Here is a 22,366-nt window from a genome sequence, read left to right on the forward strand (position 1 = left end):
CGGTCGCGCGATGCGCTTCCCGCAGTGGAGGAAGCGCATCCCTGCTTGCGGCCCGGTCTCAGCGGCTCCCGGGGCGGCGCCGAGCTACCTGCCTCCTTCGGAGAGAGTTTCACGATCATGACCATAAGTACCGCGGTCCGACCCCCGCCCTCGGAGACGTCCGGCAGTGACTTCGCCCGACTGTCGAGAAAGATCGCCGATGCCGGCCTGCTGGGGCGCCGTCCCGGCTACTACGCGCTGCGGATCACGCTCGTGGCCGGGCTGTACGTGGGCGGGTGGGCCGCCGTCGCGCTCATCGGCGACAGCTGGTGGACCCTGGCGGTCGCCGCTTTCCTGGCTGTTGTCTTCGGCCAGGTCGCTCTGCTCGCCCATGACGCAGCCCATCGACAGGTGTTCCGCCGACGCCGGGCCAGTGAGGTGTCCGGACGGATCGCCGGTGCGGGTATCGGGATGGGCTACGGGTGGTGGCAGGACAAGCACACCCGCCACCATGCCAACCCCAACCATGAGGAACTCGACCCTGACCTCGACCCCGACCTGCTGGTCTGGTCCCAGGATCAGGCCCGGGCCGCCAAGGGGCTCGCCCGCCTGATCGGCCGCTGGCAGGCGTTCCTGTTCTTCCCGCTGCTCACGCTGGAGGGCTTCAACCTGCACGTGTCGAGTGTGAAGGCGTTGGCCAATCGCGCGCTCAAGCACCGAATGCTCGACGGCGTCCTGTTGTTCGCGCACTTCGTGCTCTATCTGACCGTGCTGCTGTGGCTGCTGCCGCCTGGTATGGCGATCGCTTTCCTCGCCGTCCACCAGGGCTTGTTCGGCGTCTATCTCGGTTCCGTCTTCGCGCCCAACCACAAGGGCATGCCGATCCTGAAGGGCGAAGACCGCCCGGACTTCCTGCGCCGCCAAGTGCTCACCTCACGCAACGTGCGCGGCGGCTGGTTCACGGACATCGCACTGGGTGGGCTGAACCACCAGATCGAGCATCACCTGTTCCCCAGCATGCCCAGCCCCAACCTGCGCAAGGCCCGGCCCATCGTCCGGCGCTACTGCCAGGAACTGGGCGTGGACTACGTGGAGACCGGGCTGATCACCTCCTACCGGCTGGCCCTCGCTAGTCTTCATCAGGCTGGAGCGCCGCTCCGGAACGCCCGCGTCCCCGCTTAGGGACGGGCCAGCCATTGGCGGCAGTGAGGTGGTAACCACGGAGGCATGCACCGGATACGACCAGCAGGCCACTGGTGACCATGAGGTGCGCGGAGCATGAGCCGTCCCGGCGGGCCTGCTCACCAGGATGGCCGACCTGGCGGCCATGAACAGCCGTTGGCCCGCCTGAAGCGTGTCGCCTGCGGCGCCATACCGATGTGCAGGCTGAGCAAGAAGAAGAACCCGAGAACGCGGCCTTTAGGCGACGCGGTCGGCGCGGTGGCGGGCTTCCCGGAGTCGGATCTTCGACGGAAGGCGGTTCCAGGCCGGCCGACTCCCGCGCGTGTGCGAGTGTTTCCCGGCACAGTTGCTCCAGTGTCCGTGCCGGATCCGTGTGCGGCTCCAGCGACAGCCGCACGTGTGCGGTGGGTCGGCCGGTGAGCCGGACGTGAGCGCGAGAGACCCCGTCCAGGGCTTGCGCCTCTGCCTCGATGACGTCCGGCAGCGTGCGGCCGTTGAGTCGGTCTGCCGTGCCGTCTTCGCTGTTGACGAGGACCTGGTCCAGGCGGCGCCTGAGTTGCGCAAGGAGCCACCACAGCAGCAGGGCCAGCAGCACGGCGAGCACCGCGATGACGGTCGGCCACCACCAGCCCTCTTCCCGCCACCGGGTGCGTCCCTCGGTACCCAGCACCACATCATCCGGCCCGCGGAAGGGCCCCCAGCCCGGCATGCCGAAATCCCAGTGGCGCTGCAGGTCCAGCCCGCCCAGCAGCACGCCGCCACCCAGGGCGAACAGTCCAAGGCCCACAAGCCCCAGCAGCACCCGGTTCACCGTCTTGAGCATGAGGATCACCTCAGCCCTTCTTCGGGCGCCGGGCGGTCACGGTCAGCATGGGCTGTCGGGCAAGGCCCAAGGACGTCACGGCTTCGCCCAGCGTGGCGTCCAGGTCCGCGCGGATCTCCTCGAGGTCGCGGAAATGGGCCCGTGCCCGGGCCTTGACCTTCCGGCGGCCGACAGCGACCCGTACCAACTGGACACCGGGCACCTGCGTCCCCCGGTCGCGCAGAACCAGGGCGGCCGCGCGGCGGTCGAGTCCGGCGCGGACCTCCTCCGCCTCAGGGATACCGGTGGGCCGGCGCATGGGCAGCAGCCTGCGCAGTCCCGGCGTCACCGCCAGCAGGAAGAGCCCCAGGCCGAGGGCCATCGCCACTGCGGCCCCGACGATCATCCAGATGTCATCCAGCGGCCGTGTGGCCAGCTCCTCGGCGAGCCGCCACCGCCAGCGCATCACAGCCTGGCCTGCCCGCACCGAGACCACGTCATAGAGAAGCAGTCCGACGGCCGCGGCTGACAGCAGGGCCACCACGGCCGCGGGAATCCGCCGCGCCGACCAGAAACGGCGTGTCGACCCGCCCGATTCATCGATCGCCGTCGTGGCGTCCGCGCCCGCTCCCGGGGTCCGGAGTCGGGGGGAAGGTCGCTGTCACCGGTCGGCTGCCGCCAGGTGTTCGCGCTCATTGCACCCTCTCCTGGTCCATGTGGCGCGTATACACCGAGTGCAGCCTCTCGACCGACACGGTGAGGCCGGACATCTCCATGCCGGCCCATGTCCTGAGCCATTGGGTGACCTCGCGGCGCACCGCGGCGCACTGCGTCCCGATGTCGGACGGATAGCCGAGCTCGACGGTGATGTGCACCCGCGCCGCGCCGAGCACCCCGGGAGGCCCGGCGGCAGACTCCCCGTCCGGTTCTGCGGGGTTCCGTTCCGCTCACCCCCGGTGACCGGAACAGGATCCATGTGGGGGCCCGCCGGGGAGCTGGCAGACGTCGCTACAGGTGTTCCGGGCGTCGCCCGCCTCACGGCCGTGCTGGGAAGCAGCCCGGTCAGGGTGGAGGACCATGACGATCCACCCGGCCGACACATCGAGGTCCACCTCGCGGTCGCCCCCGGACACCATCCACTGGAAGTCGCCCGCGCCGTCCGGGACGCCCTGGCCGACGCAGCCACCACTGACACCCCCGGCCCGGTCACCGCCGCCGTCCTCATCACAGAAACCGCAACCTAGCCAGACATCACGGCAGCTCGACGCGCTGGGCTTGAGAAGGCAACATGTGGCGGCCCGCCCGGGGTCGGCGCGTGCGCGACGTCCTGGAGCTGGTCGGTCACTTCTCCTAGCTTGTCCGAGGCCTTGTCCGCGAGCCGCCCAGCTTGCGCTCCCAGGAACGTGGTCAGCTCTTCGAGTAGCTGGTCAAACCCTGACTGGGGCTCTTGCGCGCTGGTGCGGTCTGACTGTGCCGTGACCTACCTCCGCGTGGACGGCTTGCGGCCTGGCGTCTTCTTCTCCGCGGTCTTCTTGGCTGCCGTTTTGCGTGCCGGACGGCGGGTTGCGGTCTTCTTTGCCGGTGCCTGCTTCGATGTCTTCTTGGCAACGGGCTTGGACGGCGCGCTCTTCTTCGCGACCGCCGACTTTGACGGAGACTTCGCCGTCGGCGCCTTCTTCGATGCGGCCTTCCTGGCCGGAGGCGGTGGCTCTGAGGAAGTTGAGCGGCGAGCCCTTCGAGCGGGTGTGTCCGAGCCGGCCTTGGCTCGGGTCGGGGGCCGGCCGCGCCTGCGAGGCGGGGGTTCTTCCTCAGGTTCCTCTTCCTCGGGCTCGTAGGCGTCCTGCGTTTCTTCCTCTTCCTCCTCGGGCTGTTCTTCCTCTTCCTCCTCGGCTTCCGGCTCTTCGTAGCCCGCCTCGTCCTCGTACCCCTCCTGGTCCTCTTCGTCTTCGGTTGTCTCGGCGCTGCCCAGTTGGGAGGTCCGCTGGTGCAGCGAGCCGGCGAGGTCGGCGAGCTTGCGGTTGGCGGCTGCTCCCAGAGCCTTCTTGCCTGCGTCCAGGGCTTCGCCGCGGAGCTGGTCGGTAATCTCGGCGAACTGAGGCGTCTCCTTGAGCTTGGTGAGGCCCTGCGCCATGAGCTGGCCGGGATCGAGACCGGAACGTCGTCCGGCGAGGTAGGTCGCCACTGCGAACGCGAGGCGGCCCTTCTTTATCCGTCCTAGGACATAGCCCCCGGCCACGGCGGCCGCGAGCGCGATTTTGGTCGTGTTCTGCATGAGCTGCTGTCCCTTCACCAGGGCGCTTGCGAGCTGTACGACGATGCCCAGGAACACCGTCTGGGTCTGCGAATGTGCCGGCCTGCTGTCCTCGACGCCGCCGACCGGAGGACGTCCCGCTCGGGCGGCATGCCGCCCACCCCCGATACGGATGATTCTTCCCTTTATCCCGACAATTGTAGTTTCCGCGAGCGGTGCCCCCAGCGGAGTGATCGACGATGGCCGCAAAACCGGCACGACCGCGCAGAGCCCGTCCCGGCCCATCCGAAGTAGACGTCGAGACGCAGGACAGGACTCCAGCACGCCGCGCCTCCGCCAGCGGAAGGCTGGAGTTCCCGGCGCGGCTTCGGCGCTGCGCTCCCCAGCCAGGCACCCGTCAGCGCTGCCGCGATCGGCACGCACCTGGTCTGCGCCGGCGGACTGCTCGGCGCAACGCTGCCCGTGTCACCACCCAGCAAGGTGGCGCCGCCTCCACCTGGCCAAGACCGTCCTCAACGGGGCCGCTCTTGCCGTCACCGCGCCGGCCCGCTGGGCAAGAAGATCGAGCTGGCCTCCGTCGGCCTTCCCCGAGACGCAGAAGAAGCCGAACGTCAGCTTTCCCACGCTCAGTGGGCGGTCCCCGCTCTCACGGGCAGCCTGCTGGTCCTCAATGCCCTCCACGGCAAAGCAACGGCCCACATCACAGCGCTCCGCGGCATGTCGCAGCGCTTGCGCCCCACGTACCCCACGTCCAAGACGTCCAGAGTTGGTACTGCACACGCTGACGGTGTCCCGGCCGGCTTCACCGGGAGCCACCTGGCACGCTGGTTTGGATCCCGCAGCACCGGCCATGGCGAGGAGAGCTCACTCCGGTGATCGGGGCCAGCCAGCTCGCTGACGTACCTGAGGGCCCCAGTAACGAAGCCGCGCGGCCGTGAGGGCCGGGATGGAGAAGCACACCGATGACGAGCCGGCACGACGGTAACGAGTCCTCTTCCCTCTCGGGAGAGGTGCCGAGCGCGCACAGGGCGAACCCGGCCAGGGGGACGAGCCATCGGCCGCCGAAAGCAGGACCAGGGCCAAGGAGAAGGGGCCAAGGAGAAGGCTGCCGCGGTCAAGGAACAGACCGTCGCCAAGACCAAACAGGCCACCGCCCAGGTCCGTGAGAAGGTCGGCCATACGACTGAGCTGGCGAAGAACAGGACACCTGAGCCGCTCCTGCACACGGCAACCCAAACCGCAGATCACGTCCGTGACGCCGCGTCCCGGGCCGGACGTCTCGCAGCCGACAAAACCCCCGACGTATTCCGTGAGAAGGCTACTCGCGCGGCGCACGCGGCAGGATCCAAGTGGACCCCGTTGCTTTCAGCGGGGATCGCCCTCCTCGTCTTTCTCCTCAAGCGCCGCAGTCGGCGGACGCGCTGAGGCATCGGGTGTCGGCGTACACCCGAATGTGCTCAGACAGGTACGGATGAACGTGCTCAGTTCGTGGGGTGCGGCAGGCCGTTCCCGGTTCCTGTGCAGGGTGGTAGGCCACGCTGCCGTGCTCCGGATGCAAACTGCTCTGCACGCGCCTCCTCACGGCCTGATGTCCCAGACGTCATCCGCGCTCATACACCGAGAAGGGCCGCACGCCCCAGCCCCAGCGCACGACGACCACCAGGTCCTCGTGGATGAGCAGGTCCGCGAGTTCGCCCGCCTTGTGGTCGATGTCGGCCCCGGTGTCGCTGGCGTCCTGTTCGTCGCCGGTGGCTGCGTCGAGGACCAGCAGTTCGTCCGTGTCGTCATGCCTGCGGGCGACGATGCGGACGAGGGCAGTCACTCGGCCGCCGGCCGCTTCGAGTGCGAGGAAGCCGCGGCCGGAGGCCAGGTCGCTCCGCCACACTTCGGTGCCCTTCAGAAGGTCGAAGGCGACCACCCGGTTCACGTACTCCTTACCGCGCTTGGCCTCGGCGGCGATGTAGAGCCGCCCGTCCGCGACCGCCACAATCCCGGACCTGTGCGACTGGATCGTGCCATGCCCACCGGTGGACTCGATCCGGCCCAAGGGCGTCCCGTCCTCGCCGAAGGCGAGGTAGGCGCCCGGCAGGCCGCCTTGCACGGTCCCGCCGACCTGCACGACCACGGGATCGGTCGACAACAGCGTCACCTCCGCGTCCGTGCCCGGAGTCGGGCGGCCACCGAGCGGCGCGGACCACTGTGCCTTCCCGTCGGCCTTGTCGAACGCGGCCAGCCGCAGTTCAGTGCGGCCGCAAGTGAGCACCGCGAGGACCTGTCGTTCGCCGGCGGCGACCCGCTCGGGCACACAACCCGCCGGGACTGCTGCCTTCCAGCGCGGGGCGCCGGTCCGCAGGTCGAAAGCGCGCAGAGCCTCCGAGCCTTGAACAGCAGGCCGGATCGTCTCGAGGACCCACCGGTCGTCGCCGTCCCGCAGTACGGCGAGCCCGCCCCCGGCGGCGACCATGTCGGTGAGCGACTCCGTGAGGTCGGCCGGGGCGCGCCGGACGTGCCACAGCTCCCGGCCGGTCGTGAGGTCCAGCGCGGCGACGGTCGCACAGCCCTGACCGCCCGGCCCGCGATCCCCCCGCGCGAGCAGGACGACGGAACCGGCCACACGGCGACCGACCGCGCACACATGGTCCTGACCGGGCGGTGCGTACTCCCAGCGCCGCTCGCCCGCCCCTGCTTCGAAGGCGGTGACGGCGTCGTACCGACTGCGGACGAGCGTGTCGCCCACGAGCCAGGCACCGTTGCCGTAGTCCCGGGCATTGTCGTCGACCGGGGCCTCCCAGACGACGCGCATCGAGCCGCCTGCGGCGGAGCAGCCCGCGGCGAGGACGACGAGCAGCGCGGCAACAGCCGCGAGCAGGGGGCGGAGCCGCCGCGTTCCCTCGCGGGACGACAGCCACCGCTCCCGTCCCGGTCTCGTGTCGCCGGTCGTGCGTGCTGCCATACGGATCCCCACCCCTGGCTCAAAACGATCAAGGCCCCATCAGACTAGGGGAGACGTGATCACCCGCACAGCTCTCGTCCGTAGCCGTGACGGATCGTCACCGCTCCACAGGACTGGGGCCAGAACCGAAACTCCCCAACGAAGCCAGCCATTCGAGTGAGCACGTTCACCCGTACTCACGTGGGCACTCTGGCGAGTACGCCGACATCGGGAGAACCGCGAAGGTCTGTCGGCGCCGGGCCTTCCCGAGCCGACTGCCACAGCGACCGCTGCCACGGCGGCCTCCGGCTGCCCTGGGGAGGCGGGCCGGCATCGGAGACGCTGGCCCAGACGGTCAAGGCGTGCATCGAGGCGACATGTCGCGGCACGGGCACCGCTTGCGGAGCCCGTGCCGTGTACGCCGAAGGCACCGCTCGTCGGCAACGCTCTTCGGTGCGTATGTCAGGCCGTCTGCGGCCCCATGAGGCGGACGAGCAGGTTGTCGAGGCTGACCAGCCCTGCCAGTTCGCCGTGCTCGTCGGGGACGAGGGCGAGCGAGGAGCGGCGCTGACGTAGCTGCTCGACGGCGTGGGAGATGGTGTCCTCGGCGGCCAGTTCCGGGACGGGACGGGCGAGGTCCTGCGTGACATCCGAGACCAGCTGGCGGTCGTACTGCCGCGCTGACGCCGGTGACGCTCCGGACGGCAGCACTACCGCCGACTGGGGGCGATCACAGCCCCTCGCGGGTGCCCGCGATGTTCGACGGTGGGTGCGACCGGCGCGCACACGCCGCGCGGTGCCAGGGGCTTTGGCCCCGGTCAGCCGGCTTCCGTCAGGGCCGCGTGCGCGGCGGTGAGGATCTCCTCGGAGAGTGGGGAACCCGCGGTGGCCCGGGACAGCACCAGCGCACCGAACAAGGTGCACAGCCGGGCGATGCCGTCCTCGCCCTCCCCGGCGGCCCCGGCCGGGGTGAGGAACGCGGCGAAGTCGGCCACGCCCTCCGTGTAGGTGCGACGGGCCTCGCAGTCCTCACCCCCGCGGGCGACGTCGACGGCGAGGGCCGCGACCGGGCAGCCGCCCGCCGGGTCGTCACGGTGCTCGACGGAGAGGTAGGCGTCGATCAGGGCCCGCTGAGCGGTATCCCGCTGCCCGTCGTACTGCTCGAGCCCGGCCGTATGACGCCGGGCGAGCTCCGCGAAGGCGTGGGCGGTCGCCTCGTCGACGAGCGCCTCCTTGGAGGCGAACTGCTTGTAGAAGCCGCCGTGGGTCAGGCCGGCCGCCTTCATGAGGTCGGCGACGCTCACCTGGGTGCCCTGCTCCCGGAACAGCCGGGAGGCGGTGTCCACCACCCGCCTGCGGTTCTCCTGCGCCTGCGCCTGCGATACGCGGCCCATGACCACCTCCACTTGGATGTCGACTGGCATCTATCATATCCCCGTGTTTAGATTGTGGTCGTAATCCAAAAACGGGGCGCACGACTCGACGGCGCCCGCTGAAGACCAGGAGCAGGCATGGAACTGAAGAACGCGGTCGCGGTCGTCACCGGCGCCAACCGGGGCCTCGGGCGGCACCTGGCCGCCCAGCTCGTGGAGCGCGGTGCGAAGGTGTACGCGGCGGCTCGCCGCCCCGAGACGGTCGATGTGCCGGGCGCCGTCCCGCTGCGCCTCGACGTGACGGACGAGGCGTCGATACGGGAGGCCGCCCGCATCGCGTCGGATGCGACCCTGCTGATCAACAACGCGGGCATCTCCACCGGCGCGACGCTGATCGGAGGCGACACCGATGAGGTGCGCCGGGAGATGGAGACCAACTTCTACGGCCCGCTCGCCGCGACCCGCGCCTTCGCCCCCGTCATCGAGGGCAACGGCGGCGGCGCCGTACTCAACGTCCTGTCCGCCCTGTCCTGGTTCCACCCGGCCGCCCTCGGCTCCTACGCCGCATCCAAGGCCGCCGCCTGGGCACTGAGTGACGCGACCCGCGACGAGCTGGCGCCCCGGGGCATCGCCGTCTCGGCGCTGCACGTCGGCTACATGGACACCGACATGGCCGCCGGCGTGCCCGCCGACCAGAAGGTCGCCGCCGCCGACGTAGCGGCCCAGGCCCTGTACGGCATCGAGGCCGGCCTGCCCGAGATCCTCGCCGACGAGACCAGCCGGTACGTCAAGCAGAGCCTGTCCGCGGCGCCCCAGCCGAACGCAGGCTGACGCTCACCCCGCCACCGCGGCGCGCCCCCTTCCCACCCCTCGTGCAAGGACCTTTCATGCGTTATAAGACCTTCGGGCGCCTGACCGGACTGCGCGTGTCCGAGTACGCGCTCGGCACCGCGAACTTCGGCACCGGCTGGGGCGCGGGCGCCGAGCCGGACGAGGCACGCCGGATCTTCGACCGGTTCGCCGAGGCCGGCGGCACCTTCCTCGACAGCGCGGACGGCTACCAGTTCGGCGAGTCGGAGGAACTGACCGGAAAGCTGATCTCCGCCGACCGTGACCATTTCGTCCTGGCCACCAAGTTCGCCCTGGGCTCCGCTCCGCAGCCGGACATCTCCAAGACGGGCAACAGCCGCAAGAACATGGTCGCCTCGGTGGAGGCCAGCCTGAAGCGCCTGGGCACCGACTACATCGACCTGCTGTGGGTGCACTTCCCCGACGAGCTCACTCCGATGGAGGAACTCCTGCGCGGTCTCGACGACCTGGTCAGCGCGGGCAAGATCCACCACGCCGCGCTGTCCAACTTCCCCGCCTGGCGCGTCTCGCGCGCGGTAACCCTCGCCGACCTGCGCAACCAGTCCCCCATCATCGGCATCCAGCACGAGTACAGCCTCGTCGAGCGCACCGCCGACCGTGAACTCCTGCCGATGGCCGAGAGCCTCGGACTCGGCGCCGCGCTGTGGTCCCCGCTCGGCGGCGGACTGCTCACCGGCAAGTACCGCACGTCCGCAGAAGGGCGCCTCAGCGACCTGGGCATGGTCATCCACACCGAGAGCACCGACCAGAAGACCGCCGCCGTCGACACCGTCCTGGCCATCGCCCAGGAGACCGGCGTGACACCCGCCCAGGTGGCGGTGGCCTGGGTCCGCGAGCGCGCCGCCCGCTCCGTGGCCACACTCGTCCCGATCATCGGCCCGCGCAACCTCTCCCAGCTCGACAGCTACCTCGCAGCCCTCGACGTCCAGCTGACCGACGAGCAGTACGCGCGCCTCGACAAGGTCAGCGCCGTGCCGCTCGGCGTACCGCACGAGGGCATCGCGGGCTCGCTGGGACACCTCCAGGGCGGCGACGCGAGCAGCGTCATCACCCCGGTCGTGCCGGTGGCCTGAGCCCGGAAACACGGCCGACGCAGAGCTCTCCGCGCAGGCACTGGCCACTGCCGTGCCGACGCGGAGCGCGCGGACTAGAAGAACACCACAAACCATCTCGTACCGAGACAAACCCCTCACAGACAGAACACCCCTCCCGCTTGGACGGGAGACCACACGAACGGAGATGACGATGAAGGCCTTCATGGTCGAGAAGTACGGTGATGCGGCCGGGATGCGCGCCGCCGAGATACCTGACCCTCAGGTGGGCGCCGACGACGTCCTGGTCAAGATCCACGCGGCGGGCGTCAACCCACTGGACATGAAGATCCGCAACGGTGACCTCAAGGCGATCCTGCCCTACCGTCTCCCGCTCGTCCTGGGCAACGACCTCGCCGGGACCGTCGTCCGGGTCGGATCGTCCGTCGACCGCTTCGCCGTGGGCGACGAGGTCTACGCGCGGCCTGACAAGGACCGCATCGGCACCTTCGCCGAACTCCTCGCCGTCCACCACGACGACCTCGCCCCCAAGCCCGCCACGCTCACCATGACCGAGGCCGCCTCCCTCCCCCTGGTCGCGCTGACCGCCTGGCAGGCCCTGGTTGAGCGGGCCCACGTACAGCCGGGCCAGAAGGTCTTCATCCATGCGGGCGCCGGCGGCCTCGGCTCCATCGCCGTCCAGCTGGCCAAGGCACTGGGCGCGTACGTGGCCACCACCGCGAGCACCGCCAAGGTCGACCTGGTCAAGGAACTCGGCGCAGACGAAGTCATCGACTACCGCACACAGGACTTCACCGAAATCCTCCACGGCTACGACGTCGTCCTGGACTCCCTCGGCGGCGAGAACCTCGCCAAGTCCCTGCGCGTCCTCAAGCCCGGCGGCCAGGCCATCTCCGTCGCGGGCCCGCCCGACCCGGCCACCGCCCGCGAGCTCGGCGCGAACCCGGTCCTGCGCCTGGCCATCACCGCCCTCAGCGCCAAGACCCGGCGCCAGGCCAAGCGCCTCGGCGTGACGTACTCCTTCCTGTTCATGAAGGCCAGTGGAGACCAGTTGCGGGAACTCACCCCCCTCATCGACACCGGGAAGATCCGCCCCGTCGTCGACACCGTCTTCCCGTTCGACGACACCCTCCACGCCATGGAGTACGTCGAAAAGGGCCGGGCGAAGGCCGGCAAGGTCGTCGTCTCCATGACATAGGACAGACCCGCCGACACCGACCAGCTCCACCAGCTCACCGTCCACGCCGAGCAAGGCGTGATGCGCCCGCTCACGGGCCTGGCGCCCGGCTTCGGCAGGGCCGTCATCAGCCCCAGCGGACCCGCCACCACCCCGCGGCGCCCGACCGGAAACACACCGGGAGAAACCACCATGAGCAGCACCGGCACCCCGAACGAACCCGTCATCACCTCGTACGCCCACGCCCCGACCCGCACCATCACCGCCGGCGGCGTCACCTACGCTTTCCGCGAGCTGGGACCCAAGGGCGGCGTCCCCGTCGTGTTCTTCGTGCACCTCGCCGCGACCCTGGACAACTGGGACCCGCGCATCATCGACCCCATCGCGAAGGGCCGTCACGTCATCGCCTTCGACCAGCGCGGTGTCGGGGCCTCCACGGGCCAGGTGCCGGACAGCATCGAGGCGATGGCTGATGACGCCTCCACCTTCATCACGGCGCTCGGCTTCGACAAGATCGACATCTTCTCCTTCTCCCTCGGTGGCATGATCGCCCAGGCCCTGGTGGTGAAGCACCCCGAGCTCGTCCGCAAACTCGTCCTCACCGGCACAGGCCCCAAGGGCGGCAAGGACATCGACAAGGTCGCCGCCATCACGTACTGGGACATGCTGCGCGCCACCCTGACCCGGTCGGACCCCAAGGAATTCCTGTTCTTCAACCGCAACACCCCCGGCAAGCTCGCCGCGCGCGCGTTCGTCAACCGGCTCAAAGAGCGCACTGTCGACCGCGATGCGAAGATCAAGATCAAAGCGTTCCAGACGCAGCTGAAGGCGATCAAGAAATGGGGGCGCTCCACCCCCGACGACCTGTCGCAGCTCACCCAGCCCACCCTGATCGCCAATGGCGACAACGACCGCATGGTGCCCTCGGTCCTCTCCGAGGACCTGCACCGGCGCATCAAGGACAGCGAGCTGATCATCTACCCCGACTCCGGCCACGGCGGCATCTTCCAGCACCACCAGCAGTTCGCCCCCCTCGCGGTCGAATTCCTCGCCCGTTGACCTCTGGCGAACCTCCACCACTGCATGTTCGGCGACCAGAAAGAGATGAGCAGCACCATGAGCACCTCACCGTCCGCCGCTCAGCTGGGCGTGGAGAAGAAGCACCTCACTTCCTCGATCCTGCTCTGGGTACGCACCGACCAGCCCCGCCAGACCGGCATGGACTACTGGAAGGGACCGCACTCAGGGATCATCTCCGCCACCCCGGGCCTGGAGGAGTACCGACAGATCCACCTCGCCGAGCACAACCCGGGCCGGTGGCCGGCGACCGACGCGGTGCAGACCTCGATCCCCGCGGACCGGAAGATCGACGGCGTTGCCGAGGTCACCTTCCAATCGGCGCTTGCGCCCCTGAAAGGGCGTAAGCAGACGAAGCTGGCCCACGCCGACGAGATCAACGTGTTCCGCCGCACCCTGCTCTACGCCGGCCCGCCGAACTCCTCCCGCTGGTACGACGTCGCCGGCCCCGACGAGACGGTCGGTGCTCGCACCCTGATCTACCTGCGCCGCAGAGACGGGGTCGGCGCAGGCGAGTTCCGGAAGTTCGTCAACCAGCAGCTCGTTCCCGCGCTCGCCGACGCCGCAGCGTTGAAGGAACTGCGCACGCAGACGTTCCTGCCCTGGAGCGAAAAGCTCTGGGACACCCCGAACGTTGCCCACGACAACCCCCATGACCAGCGATACCATGCCTCCCTCGTCCTCGGGTTCAGCGACAGCGCAGCACGGGACGCATTCTTCACCGGCAACGCGATCGAGGGCCTGACCAACCAGCTGGCACCGCTCGCCTCCGCGATCCATGCATACGACGTCGCCGCCACCTTGACCTTCGTCAAGAACGGCGACATCCTCCCGCGCTACCAGGAGTGAACGGCCAGCCAGAGCATGGAGCAGATCCGACGGACCGGCTGAGCAATCACTCCACCGCCAAGAGACTGGAGAAGGAGAACGAACGCTTGCGCGCGAAGCTCAGTGGCTGAAGGCCGGACCCAAGCCACTGGCCCTCTCGCGCGCGGCTTACGGAGGCGAACCGACGGTGACAGTCCTGGCCGGCGACGCACCCGTCCCATTCCGCGACGGGCGCACGCACCTACCAGGGCACTCGAGTCGCCACCGCCGGTGCCGTCCGCTACGAACACGACGGCCAGGGCCGGATCGTCCTGCGGCAGAAGGCCCGTCCCTCCCGAATGCCTAGGTCGAAGGTCAGCAAGCGGGGACACCGTGCGGACGCATGCTGACCGTTTGCTGACCTGAGGGGGGGCACATGATGCCCCTGACCTGCGGCGACGCCAAATAGTCAGATCTTGGACTTGAACATTGTTCGGAACACGAAGTAGCTCCCGATTTATCTGCTCCCTGCCTGCTTCCTGCAGGTCAAGGGCGTTCTTCGGACGTACAACGCCTGGCATGTCCGGTCAGCTGTCCCCAGGTGTTGCAGAACTCACGCTGACCGGTTGCTGACCTTTCAGATGCGCCGTCTTGCTCCGTGGAGGCTCTGTCGCGGCAACGCGTTCCTCGCTTCCGACGCCGGCGGTCGGGCGCGAGGGCCGGCCGATCCGGCCGGCCCCCCGGGGATTCCCCGTGCCCGGTGACGGCTAGAGGGTGCGGCAGAGGAGGGCGTCGGGTGTCTTGCCCTTGGCCCAGGCGCCGGTGAAGGCTACGCCAGCGGCGTATTCGCCGGCCCCGCACTGGCCCTTGTAGTTGCCATGGGCGAACTCGCCGCCGGGTTCGCCGGCCGGCCGGTTGTCACCGCGGTCGAACCAGACGGTACGGCCGGTCCTCGGCAGGGCCCGGACCGCTGTGGAGCAGAGCACGGCGGAGACGGCCTGGCCGCGGACGCTGTAGCCGGTCATGAACTGGTCGCGGGGGCACTGGAGTTTGGTGTAGCCGCCGGCCCAGTCGCCGTCGGTGACATACCGCTCATCGGTCACGACGCTGAGCGTGCCGGTAGGGCCGGCGAGCCCGGGTGCTTGGGCGTCGGTGCACAGGCCTCGCCCGTCGTGGTGGGAGAGGCCGACGAGCCGTTGTCCGTCAGGGCAGACGCCCTTGCGGGCGCCGGGGTCCCAGTCGCCGCGGGCGCGGGTACGGAGGGACTGGACGGCATCGGCGTGGTCCAGGTTCAGCATGTCCCAGGTGTCGGCGGCCTGCACAGGTCCGGTCTTGGCGGGGGCGGTGACGAGCCGGTTCCAGTGCGGGGTGCGCCAGTCGTCGCCGTCGAGGATGCCCGAGCGGTGTCCCGCGGAGTCGTAGTCGAGCAGTTTCCACCGTCCGTGGCCGGTGAAGCCGACGGCCGGCCAGTAGGCGAAGTCGGTGTCGTTGGCGATGAGGAAATCGACGAAGTTGGCGAACCAGGCGCGTCCCTGGGGGTTGGTCTCGTCGGCACCGATACCGAACTCGCTGATCCACACCGGTGCGCTGTAGTGGCGTCCGGTGTCCGCGGCGACGAAGACCGCCTGGCGGCGCAGGGTCTCGAACAGCTCGTCGCGGGAGAGCTCCTGGTAGCGCCAGTCGTGGGTCTCACCGAGGCCGGTCGCGCCGGTGTGGTTCGGTCCGGTGTAGCCGTAGAAGTGAGCCGAGTAGACGAGCTTGTTCGAGGCGACGAGGGTGTGGGAGAGAGTGCGGGCGGGTTCGAGGGTGGGCCGCCAGTGCGGGGTGAGATCGGTGGGAATGCCCTGCCAGTTGATGCCCTCGACGATGACGAGGAGGTCTGGGTTGGCCTCGGTCAGGAGCCGGTCGCCGAGCCGCTGGGTGGCGGTCCACCAGTCGTGGTCGTTGCCCCAGCCCCAGTTGGCGTCGTCCGTGACCGTGCGGCGGACCTCGTTGTAGAGGTCGGCGCCGACGACCCGCTTGTTGTCCCTGTAGCGCTTGGCGAGGAGGAGCCAATCGCCCTCCCACTGGGCCGTGGCCTGGCTGGTGTTCCAGCGTTCGTTGCCGTCCAGACCGCAGCAGAAGCGGGAGGTGTTGGTGTGGTTGTTGAGGATGACGGCGAAGCCCTCGGCGGTGGCCGCCCCGATCACCGCGTCGAAGACCTCCAGCGGGGTCCTGCCCTTGAGCGACGGGTTCGCGGCGACGGCGGTGTCCGGGACGGGTCGCTGGTCGTGCAGCATCTCGTTGGAGAAGGGCAGCCGGATGCTGTTGGCGCCGAGGGCGTGGAAGTCGGCGAGGACGGCGGTGATCGGCTTCCGGTCGAGGCCGAGCGGGGTCTGGTCGGACTTCTCACCGTCGTGGTGAGAGGCGGGATCGGCGATGTCGCCCGAGCCGTTCCAGGAACCCTGCGCGCCGTGCCAGTTGACCGACTTGAGCTTGAATCGGTCGCCGTCGGCGTCCACCACGTAGCGGCCCCGGGTGCTCAGGGGTGGCCGCCAGTCGTCGGCGAGTGCGGAGTCGACGGACGCCGCGGCGGGTAAGGGGGCGGGCATGGCCGGGGCGGCGGGGGCCCCGGCGACCAGGAGTGCCGCGGCTAGCGCAGCTCTGAGCAGCGTTCTCTTCATGATGGCCTACAGGTGTGTGAGGGGTGTCAGCCGGCCGATGGGCCGGTCCAGCCGACGGGTGCGCGGGCGAGGCGTACCCGCCGAGGGGCGGCGCAGAGTTCACGGAGAATCGGGCGGGCCGAGAGGAGCCTGCCGCAGATATACACCATGTGAGTGACGCAAGTCCCACGATGTTCCAGATGCTGGTTGACAGCTGCACTTGGGGACCGCAGGCCACGGCATCTGGTCCCAACGCACCATGAGGGAAAGGTCGTTCATGTTCAACGTATGCCGATGTCGGGCAGCTGTTGTACCCGCTGTGGCGTCGGCGAGGACGGCTCGGGAAGCCGAATGCGCTCATCGAGGGTGCCGTCGTCCTTGATCACGCGGCACGTCGCGCGTGGCTTGTGGCCGGGCGCAAGGCAGGAAGCGAGCCCAGCGCCGCGGGCGGACGCGTGGCCACTCCGATCTCCGACACCGGGCGTCCGAGCGGCGAATCGATCAGAGCAAGAGCGAGTGATACTAGTTGCGCAGAACTGTGCATCGCCCGCCTCGCCGTCCCGGAGGGGAGAAGCCATGACCATCACCGCGGAGCAGCGGCGCGCTCGGATCCTCGAAGTGGTCCGGGAGCTGGGATCGGTCCGCGTAGTGGATCTTGCGGAGCGCGTCGGCAGCGCTCCGGTCACCGTGCGACGGGACATCGCGGCACTCGCCGACGGCGGTCTGCTGCGTCGCTCGCACGGCACGGTGTCCCTACCTCTCGATGACAGCCCGTCGTCAGCCGCCACGGACCGCAACCGGGTGATCGGAATGCTCGTCCCAACCGTCGGCCCCTACTTCGACGAGGTGATCGACGGAGCCCGCACCGCGGCCACTGCCTCAGGAGCCAGGCTGGTGCTCGGCATCACGTCGTACGAGGCCGCGCACGACCGAGCCCAGGTTGCTCAGCTACTGGACGCCGGGCTCGACGGACTCCTGCTGACTCCGAACTGGCGTCCGGACGGCGAAGTCGGCGACTCGACATGGGTCCGCGAGCTCCCGGTGCCCGCCGTACTTGTCGAGCGCATCGCCCCGCCCGACAGCGCCGCGGCACAGCTGGACTCGGTCGGCTCCGACCACGCCCACGGCGTCCTCCTCGCGTTGCGGCACCTGCTCGCGCTTGGCCATGAGTCGGTGCTGCTCGCCGCCCGCAAGGACTCCTGGACGGCACGCCAGGTACGGGCCGGCTACGCCGAGGCCGTCCGGCTGCTGGGGATCGAGCCTTGGCCGGTGATCGACGTCGGCCGCCCGGGGCTGGAGTCGGAGTCGGTGGCCTCGCGCATTGCCGAGGCGGTGGCACACGACGGCGTGCGCGCCGTGCTGGTGCACAACGACCGAGAGGCGATCCAGCTGTCACCGCTGCTGCGCGCCCGCGGCCTGCGCCTGCCGGACGACCTGGCACTGATCTCGTACGACGATGTGTTCGCGGCTCTGGCCGCGCCGCCGCTGACTGCTGTCGCTCCCCCCAAGCGCGCGGTGGGCGCCGCCGCGCTGCAGCTGATGCTCCGCCGCCTCGAGGCCGGACCCGACCTGCCTGTCCACCACGTACGGCTGCTGCCGGAGCTGAAAGTTCGCTCCTCCTGCGGCGGCCGTGGCACCGACAAGGCCGCCTGAGCGCCTTGTCCGGTCCCGCCGACTGTCTTGGGTCCGGACACATGGGTGGCGCGGGGCGTAGTACGGCGTCCGCGACATCAGCCGTCGATCTCACAGCGCGGCTCCATGGGGTCGGGGAGCAGAATCTCAGCAGTGACCCGGGTTCCCTCGGCGGTCGTATGGATCTCATGGTGGGCCGCGAAGGCGCTCACCAGGTCCAGACCGCGACCCGAGCATGCCTCCTCCTCTGGCCCGGAGGGCGCGGGTGCTTGCCAGCGGCCGAAGTCCTGGACGTGGAGCGACAGTCGACCGTCAACGGCGGCGATACGCAGGGAGATGTCGGTGCTGCCGCTGTGCCGCACCACGTTCGAGGTCAGTTCGCTCACGATGAGCCCGACGGCCTCCTCAACCGATTCGGGCAGGTGCCACTGCTGAATCACCCGGCATGCGAAGCGTCGCAGCACGGGAACCGAGGACGATTCAGCCGACATCACGCAGCCGACCGCTTTGATGCGGTTCTCACATGCGCACTGATGGGTGGGACGGACGGGAGAGGGCGCCTGCTGGATGGTGCTCATCGGGAGCTCCTTCACGCCCGGGCCATGTGGTCCATCGGGCTGCCGAAGGTGATTGCGGGGACTTGCGACGTTCTGGGGTGGGAGCACGCTGTCTGCTTGTACTGGGGCGGCTCGCAGCGATGTGAACGTCGGGTGCGGAAACGAGGATCGCGGAGGATCGCGATCTCGCGACCTGGGCGCCAGGGGCGCACGGAATGCGACAGGCCCTCTGTTGGATGGCCTAGCCGTCACCGGCGAGAATCGGTGCCGGCTGCGACTGAAGTCAACCTAGACGCGATCGAATGATCGAATCAAGCCCAAATGACCCTGCTTGCATTATTTGGTCAAATGATACGAGTCGAGCTCCGTGGAGAGCGTCGACAGCAAGACCAACCGTGCAGTTTCACGAGGTGAAACGAGGTAGGCGAGGGCGCCTAGGTCAACAGGTAGCGATCAATATTGCGCATATCTAATCTGAAGCGATATACGTAGACCGTCTCAGGTCATTTGATCAACTGGAGGCCTCGGTGAGCCACGCCGCCGAAGAGATCGCGAGCCAGCCGCTGTGCCGGCGCCGGTCGGTCGACCGCTTCGACGCGCTGCTCGGCGAGGCCGCTGCCGTCGTCCTCTCCGGAAGCCTCCCGCGCAGCCTGCCCGACGACGCCTTACGCCATCCTTCTGCGCATCGCGCCCGGCCACGGCGATGAAGGCTCCCACGTCGAACGGTTCCGTCCGCACTTCGTGAGGCCCTTGGGCGGGTTCGGGCCCCGCCTGGGTGGGACACCGGCAGCGGCCGATGGCACACCCGATCCTGTCGGACCGGCCCGACATCCACTCCGAGCACCGCCGTCCTGTGCGGTGCCCCCCACTGGAGAAAGCGCTCACCCCCGGCTATTGCTGCTCGGGGGACGTCTAGGAGGACGCCCTGTGAACGCAAGTCAGCATGCCCCTGATCCCCTGAACACCCCCACCGCACTGAGCAGGCGCCGACTGCTCCAGGTCGCAGGCGCCACTGCTGTCGCGGCAGCGGCCTCTCACCTTCTCCGCCCGCCCGTCGCCCAGGCCGCCGACACGTACGACTCGATGCGGACCACGTGGGTGCAGCTGCTCACGGGAACGGGATTCGACCCCACCGCCGTGCCGTTCTCCGGCGCTCTGTCATCGCTCGGGTCCCAGGCCGGCTCGTTCCAGAGCACGATGGCCCCGCGCACCGGCTCGCTGTGGCCCGACCTTCCGATCGGCAGCGTCTCGGCCAACGTGACGAGCAGTTACCTACGGCTGAGGACGATGGCGCTGGCCCACGTCCAGCCGAACACGGGGCTGACCGGCAGTTCCTCGCTCGCCTCCGCCATCGCCACCGGCCTGGACTGGATGCACGCCAACGCGTACACGCCCGCCACGACCACCTACAACAACTGGTGGGACTGGCAGATCGGCGCTCCGCAGCGCATGCTGGACACCTGCGCGGTGATGTACGCGCATCTCACCCCGGCGCAGATCGCCAAGTACTGCGCAGCGATCGACCACTTCGTCCCCGCCTCCGTCGTGGCCACGTACAGCGGCCTCAGCACGGGTGCCAACCGGGTCGACCTGTGCCGGGTGCTCGCTCTGCGCGGAGTCGTCGGCAAGAGCTCCTCCCCGATCAGCACCGCCCAGCAGGCGCTCTCCCCGGTCTTCCCGAACGTGCTGTACGGCGACGGCATCTACGCCGACGGCAGCTACCTCCAGCACACGTACATCCCCTACGCCGGAACCTACGGCCAGGTGCTGCTCAATGGCCTGAGCAAGATGTTCACCCTGCTCGCCGGCACCACTTGGGCCGTCACCGACCCCAAGGTGCAGAACATCTTCACGGCGGTGACCACGGCCTGGGCGCCCTTCGTCTACAACGGCCTCATCATGGACGGCGTCTGTGGCCGAGGGACCAGCCGCGGAATCCTGAACAGCGACCCGTTGAAGATCCAGCAGGACGACCACACCCGCGGCCACAGCGTCGTCTCCGACATCCTGCGGCTCGCGACCTCGGGACTCGCCTCCCCCGCGCAGTCCGCGGCCTGGAAGTCGATGGTCAAGGGCTGGCTGCAACGGGACTACTACGGGCCGCTGCTGAGCAGCAAGGGCGTTGAGATCCCCGAACTCGCCCGGGCCCGGGCGCTGCTCGACGACTCCACCGTCGCGGCCGCCGCCGAACCCGTCGGCAGCCGGGTGTTCGGCATGGACCGGGCCGTCCACCGCCGCAGCGGCTGGTCCGCCCAGCTCAGCCTGTGCTCCGCCCGCACCAGTTTCTACGAGACCGGCAACGGTGAGAACCTGCGCGGCTGGCACACCAACAGCGGCATGCTCTCCTGGTACGGCGACACCTACGGCAACGGCCACTACTCGGACGCCTTCTGGCCTACGGTCGACCCCTACATGCTCCCCGGTACAACCGTCTCCACCCTCCCGCTCGCGGACGCGGCAGGCGGCGCCTGGGGCGCCCCCCACCCCAACGCGACCTGGGCCGGCGGCACCACCGACGGCACCTACTCCGCCGTCGGCCAGGACGTCCGGGGGCTGCAGTCCACCCTGACCGGCAAGAAGTCCTGGTTCTGCCTGGACGACTCGATCTTCTGCCTGGGCGCCGGCATCACCTGCACCGACGGGGCCGGCGTCCAGACCACCGTGGACAACCGCAACCTCGGCGCCAACAACAGCCAGGTCTTCACCGTCGACGGCACCGTCCAGCCCTCCGCCCTCGGCTGGAGCCAGACCTTCACCGACTGTCGGTACATGGCTGTGGGCGGCATGGGCGCCTGGGTCTTCCCCGGCGGCGCGACCGTCAGGGCCAAGCGCGTGGCCCGCACCGGCGCCTGGTCCGACATCAACACCACGTCCTCCACGGCTCCCATCACCCGCAACTACCTCTCCATGTGGTTCGACCACGGCGTCAATCCCGCCAACGCGCACTACAGCTACCAGCTCATGCCCGGTGCCACGGCGGCCGCCGCCGCCGCCCGCGCGGCCGCCCCGAACGTCACGGTCGTCTCCAACACCACCAGGGTGCAGGCGATCAGCTGCCCCTCGCCCGGCCTCACCATGGCCAACTTCTTCGCCGCGGGCAGTGCCGGGCCGATCACCGTCGACCGCCCGTGCTCGGTGCTGATGAAGGAACAGAGCGGCAACATGACCGTCGTGGTCTCGGACCCCACCCGGGCAGCCATCACCGTCCGGGTCACGATCGCCCGCAGCACCTACAAGTCCGTCTCGGCCTCGTCCGGCGTCCAGGTTCTCACCACCTCCGGGCCGGTCGTGCTGCTCGCCGAGACGGGCGGCCGGCACGGCGCGGGCCGGACCGTCACCCTCAGCACCTCCGGCACGGCACCGGCGAGCGCGACCGCCTCGCACCTGGATGCCACCGCGACCGCGTACGTCCGGGACGGCTCGTACGCCAATACCAACTACGGCAACGCCACCACCATGGTGGTGAAGAACACCAACACCGCGAACGACGGCTACAACCGCAGGTCGCTGCTCAAGTTCGACGTCTCCGGCCTTACCGGCCGGGTCTCCCGGGCCGTACTGTGGGTGTACGGCAGCGTGCAGGACTCCGCCGGCGACCACACCACCCTCCAGGCGTTCACGACCTCCTCCGGCAACTGGACCGAGACCGGCGTCACCTGGAACTCCGCTCCCGCCACGCCCACCGCGCTCGGCACCGGGATGGTGTCCAAGGGCTCCGACTGGGTCGGCCTCGACGTAACCAGCGCGGTCGCGGCGGCGCAGGCGTCTGCCGGCGGCGATGGCATCGTCTCCCTCGCCGTCTTCGAGCCACTGGGCGCGGCCGGCATGGCGACCGTCCTCAACACCCGGCTGAACGCCGTGAACCCCCCGAAGCTGCAGGTGATCACCAGCTGATACCCGGCATGCCCGAGGCAAGCCGGTCCGGCAGCCCCGACCGCACCGCGCAGGTCGGGGCTGCCGGCCGGGCAGCGGGTGTGCCATGGGAGACATCCGCCGTCGCACCGTGCTCAGAGCCCATTTTGAGCTTCGAGTA

Annotated in this window: 16 protein-coding genes and 4 pseudogenes; 11 read left to right on the top strand and 9 right to left on the bottom strand. The window is 69.3% G+C overall.

The genetic code is table 11. The features are described 5' to 3' along the window. Window positions 1-117: 117 nt before the first annotated feature. On the top strand, window positions 118-1,161 hold the full coding sequence (locus tag ABZ939_RS13230) for an acyl-CoA desaturase (RefSeq protein WP_361852863.1): 1,044 nt from the start codon (window positions 118-120) through the stop codon (window positions 1,159-1,161). Between the two features lie 237 nt (window positions 1,162-1,398). On the opposite strand, the pseudogene amaP reads toward ABZ939_RS13230, so the two are convergent. The 3 genes and pseudogenes from amaP to ABZ939_RS13245 all read right to left on the bottom strand — a co-directional run bounded on the left by amaP (window position 1,399) and on the right by ABZ939_RS13245 (window position 2,856). After that, window positions 1,399-1,984, bottom strand: a pseudogene (gene amaP, locus ABZ939_RS13235) (alkaline shock response membrane anchor protein AmaP). 10 nt (window positions 1,985-1,994) lie between these two features. Further along, window positions 1,995-2,504: a DUF6286 domain-containing protein gene (locus tag ABZ939_RS13240; RefSeq protein ID WP_361852866.1), complete on the bottom strand. Its 510-nt coding sequence runs from the start codon at window positions 2,502-2,504 to the stop codon at window positions 1,995-1,997. 151 nt (window positions 2,505-2,655) lie between these two features. Beyond that, on the bottom strand, window positions 2,656-2,856 hold the full coding sequence (locus tag ABZ939_RS13245) for a hypothetical protein (protein ID WP_361853254.1): 201 nt from the start codon (window positions 2,854-2,856) through the stop codon (window positions 2,656-2,658). A 54-nt stretch (window positions 2,857-2,910) separates the two neighbouring features. Between ABZ939_RS13245 and ABZ939_RS13250 the strand changes: the two are divergent. Further along, a pseudogene (locus ABZ939_RS13250) lies at window positions 2,911-3,207 on the top strand (hypothetical protein); the annotation flags it as partial. A 236-nt stretch (window positions 3,208-3,443) separates the two neighbouring features. On the opposite strand, the gene ABZ939_RS13255 reads toward ABZ939_RS13250, so the two are convergent. Beyond that, window positions 3,444-4,292 carry a histone protein gene (locus tag ABZ939_RS13255; protein WP_361853218.1) on the bottom strand — a complete coding sequence of 283 codons (849 nt, stop codon included), beginning with the start codon at window positions 4,290-4,292 and terminating at the stop codon, window positions 3,444-3,446. A 315-nt stretch (window positions 4,293-4,607) separates the two neighbouring features. On the opposite strand from ABZ939_RS13255, the pseudogene ABZ939_RS13260 reads away from it, so the two are divergent. After that, window positions 4,608-4,901, top strand: a pseudogene (locus ABZ939_RS13260) (hypothetical protein); the annotation flags it as partial. Window positions 4,902-5,814: 913 nt separating this feature from the next. On the opposite strand, the gene ABZ939_RS13265 reads toward ABZ939_RS13260, so the two are convergent. The 3 genes and pseudogenes from ABZ939_RS13265 to ABZ939_RS13275 all read right to left on the bottom strand — a co-directional run bounded on the left by ABZ939_RS13265 (window position 5,815) and on the right by ABZ939_RS13275 (window position 8,540). After that, complete coding sequence (locus tag ABZ939_RS13265) at window positions 5,815-7,167, bottom strand: PQQ-binding-like beta-propeller repeat protein (protein ID WP_361852869.1); 1,353 nt, start codon at window positions 7,165-7,167, stop codon at window positions 5,815-5,817. 441 nt (window positions 7,168-7,608) lie between these two features. Then, window positions 7,609-7,785 (bottom strand): annotated as a pseudogene (locus ABZ939_RS13270) (CBS domain-containing protein); the annotation flags it as partial. Between the two features lie 179 nt (window positions 7,786-7,964). Then, the gene (locus ABZ939_RS13275) at window positions 7,965-8,540 is read right to left on the bottom strand and encodes a TetR/AcrR family transcriptional regulator (RefSeq protein WP_361853221.1); all 576 of its coding nucleotides are present in this window, start codon (window positions 8,538-8,540) and stop codon (window positions 7,965-7,967) included. A gap of 117 nt (window positions 8,541-8,657) precedes the next feature. On the opposite strand from ABZ939_RS13275, the gene ABZ939_RS13280 reads away from it, so the two are divergent. The 5 genes from ABZ939_RS13280 (at window position 8,658) to ABZ939_RS13300 (ending at window position 13,544) form a co-directional block, all read left to right on the top strand. Continuing rightward, entirely contained in the window at window positions 8,658-9,350 is a 693-nt protein-coding gene (locus tag ABZ939_RS13280; RefSeq protein ID WP_361852872.1) for an SDR family oxidoreductase, read from the top strand. Window positions 9,351-9,406: 56 nt separating this feature from the next. After that, window positions 9,407-10,462 carry an aldo/keto reductase gene (locus tag ABZ939_RS13285; RefSeq protein ID WP_361852875.1) on the top strand — a complete coding sequence of 352 codons (1,056 nt, stop codon included), beginning with the start codon at window positions 9,407-9,409 and terminating at the stop codon, window positions 10,460-10,462. Between the two features lie 172 nt (window positions 10,463-10,634). Then, complete coding sequence (locus tag ABZ939_RS13290) at window positions 10,635-11,639, top strand: NADP-dependent oxidoreductase (protein ID WP_361853224.1); 1,005 nt, start codon at window positions 10,635-10,637, stop codon at window positions 11,637-11,639. A 171-nt stretch (window positions 11,640-11,810) separates the two neighbouring features. Then, the gene (locus ABZ939_RS13295; protein ID WP_361852878.1) at window positions 11,811-12,677 is read left to right on the top strand and encodes an alpha/beta hydrolase; all 867 of its coding nucleotides are present in this window, start codon (window positions 11,811-11,813) and stop codon (window positions 12,675-12,677) included. 57 nt (window positions 12,678-12,734) lie between these two features. Then, the gene (locus tag ABZ939_RS13300; protein WP_361852881.1) at window positions 12,735-13,544 is read left to right on the top strand and encodes a strictosidine synthase; all 810 of its coding nucleotides are present in this window, start codon (window positions 12,735-12,737) and stop codon (window positions 13,542-13,544) included. 725 nt (window positions 13,545-14,269) lie between these two features. Here the strand turns inward: ABZ939_RS13300 and ABZ939_RS13305 are convergent. Continuing rightward, window positions 14,270-16,165 carry a cellulase family glycosylhydrolase gene (locus tag ABZ939_RS13305; protein ID WP_361852884.1) on the bottom strand — a complete coding sequence of 632 codons (1,896 nt, stop codon included), beginning with the start codon at window positions 16,163-16,165 and terminating at the stop codon, window positions 14,270-14,272. A gap of 555 nt (window positions 16,166-16,720) precedes the next feature. On the opposite strand from ABZ939_RS13305, the gene ABZ939_RS13310 reads away from it, so the two are divergent. Then, window positions 16,721-17,797 carry a substrate-binding domain-containing protein gene (locus ABZ939_RS13310; protein WP_361852887.1) on the top strand — a complete coding sequence of 359 codons (1,077 nt, stop codon included), beginning with the start codon at window positions 16,721-16,723 and terminating at the stop codon, window positions 17,795-17,797. Window positions 17,798-17,874: 77 nt separating this feature from the next. Here ABZ939_RS13310 and ABZ939_RS13315 read toward each other — a convergent pair whose 3' ends face one another. Further along, window positions 17,875-18,354 carry an ATP-binding protein gene (locus ABZ939_RS13315; RefSeq protein ID WP_361852890.1) on the bottom strand — a complete coding sequence of 160 codons (480 nt, stop codon included), beginning with the start codon at window positions 18,352-18,354 and terminating at the stop codon, window positions 17,875-17,877. Window positions 18,355-18,860: 506 nt separating this feature from the next. Between ABZ939_RS13315 and ABZ939_RS13320 the strand changes: the two genes are divergently transcribed. Beyond that, entirely contained in the window at window positions 18,861-19,040 is a 180-nt protein-coding gene (locus ABZ939_RS13320) for a hypothetical protein (protein WP_361852893.1), read from the top strand. A gap of 220 nt (window positions 19,041-19,260) precedes the next feature. Further along, window positions 19,261-22,227 (top strand): polysaccharide lyase family 8 super-sandwich domain-containing protein, encoded by a 2,967-nt coding sequence (locus tag ABZ939_RS13325; protein ID WP_361852896.1) that lies wholly within the window; start codon window positions 19,261-19,263, stop codon window positions 22,225-22,227. Window positions 22,228-22,366: the final 139 nt, after the last annotated feature.

The organism is Streptomyces sp. NPDC046712 (assembly GCF_040645695.1).
Taxonomy (GTDB): domain Bacteria; phylum Actinomycetota; class Actinomycetes; order Streptomycetales; family Streptomycetaceae; genus Streptomyces.